Source organism: Gilliamella sp. Occ4-3 (assembly GCF_001690675.1).
GTDB classification, from domain to species: domain Bacteria; phylum Pseudomonadota; class Gammaproteobacteria; order Enterobacterales; family Orbaceae; genus Gilliamella; species Gilliamella bombi.
Genome location: NZ_LZHR01000093.1, coordinates 1 through 1,316 on the forward strand (window position 1 = coordinate 1; position 1,316 = coordinate 1,316).

The 1,316-nt window shown below is 32.1% G+C and carries 3 protein-coding genes; all 3 read right to left on the reverse strand.

Annotation, left to right across the window (positions count from 1 at the left end; all coding sequences use genetic code 11):
* Positions 1 to 411 (reverse strand): CorA family divalent cation transporter (locus tag A9G44_RS09485; protein WP_218837581.1); only part of this gene is annotated, 411 nt, incomplete at its 3' end.
* A 281-nt stretch (positions 412 to 692) separates the two neighbouring features.
* A complete protein-coding gene (locus tag A9G44_RS09490) occupies positions 693 to 956 on the reverse strand; it encodes an SMI1/KNR4 family protein (RefSeq protein WP_065610659.1) in 264 nt (87 codons plus the stop codon).
* Between the two features lie 39 nt (positions 957 to 995).
* Positions 996 to 1,316, reverse strand: a 321-nt coding sequence (locus A9G44_RS09495) for an IS30 family transposase (protein WP_143426366.1), incomplete at its 5' end; no start/stop codon positions are given.

Here is a 1,316-nt window from a genome sequence, read left to right on the forward strand (position 1 = left end):
CTTTAATTCAGCAATAGCCGAAATTTGTTGATGCCGTGTTGAAATAATCATGTTATCAGTTATATAAAAACGAAAGGTAACAATAGGATCGGGAAGCTCATTGGGAACAAAATTAACACCTTTTAAAACCACTAAAACACCCGACTCAAAACGAATTTCCTTGGATATTTGCTTAGGTTTTAGCAATTCATTTTTAATCAAATCTGGAACTAGATTTGTATTATTTACCCAATTGATGGTTTCTTGTTTAGCAAAATCTAAATGAATCCAAAATGGTTGTGAAATTGAAGGTTTACTCTGTTCATTAAGTGGTAGCGCTTTGCCTTTACCATCTAACTGACAACAAAAAGCTGGTTTAGCTTCTAAAAGATGTGAAACAGAAATAGAACTTACACTATTTTGACTAGTCATTACCGATCTCATTTATTGTTTTTTCAAATTATATACCTAATTTAGCTTAAATTGGAGCCATCAATTAGCGTTTTATTATTTTATTTAAGGCATTAAAACCAATCCGTTAAGCTCATACTGACACAGGTTAAACCTGACTAAAAACCTAAAACGGATCAAGCTGAACAAAGTGGACAATATCCGGAGCATAATACCTGAAAGTATTGTAATATAAGCCAGTTTTTATGTATAAATATTGTCTTCAATACCAACTGGGAGCAGATTAACCTGACGGCTATTATTTATAAACCGTATAAATCATCTAGATCATCTTCACACACTAATTCAGAAATAAATTCATTAAAGCTATTGCATAGAAAAAGAGTACTCTTATCTTGATTATCCGTTAAAGATAAATTGTCTGACCATGTGTCAAGAGTATAGTAGTATATTTTTCCATTATTAATATCGATGCAGAAATAATTACCACCTGCGTCAATCGCAAAAGGTAAAAAAGTTTCCGGTAATAACTTTCTACCCCATAAATCTGCTGCTTTGGAAGGCATTAAATAGTTCTTGTTATTATTAAATTTTTTATAGTATTCCTAGATTACACCATGAAGTGCAATTCTTCTTAACTCCTTAGAATAAAAATCGGCAGGGCTTTTAAACTTATGCCGTTTTCTTGGGCGTGTGTTCAATAGATATTGTATTTTCTTTATCTGTTTGTCGTCAACTAATGAAATGGCCGCTGACTTAGGTATAAACTGACGTATTAAGCCATTGGTGTTTTCATTTGTGCCTCTTTGCCAGCTTTTATAAGGCTCCGCAAAGTACACGGTAGTATTTAAATAATGCTCAATAGCATGATGATAATTAAATTCGGTTCCATTATCAAAGGTGATGCTTTTAACCATTTTTTTAAA

What these genes read in the sequence shown, in the direction of transcription:
- A9G44_RS09490 (WP_065610659.1), bottom strand. Translation starts at nt 956, where the DNA reads ATGCCTTCCAAAGCAGCAGATTTATGGGGTAGAAAGTTATTACCGGAA.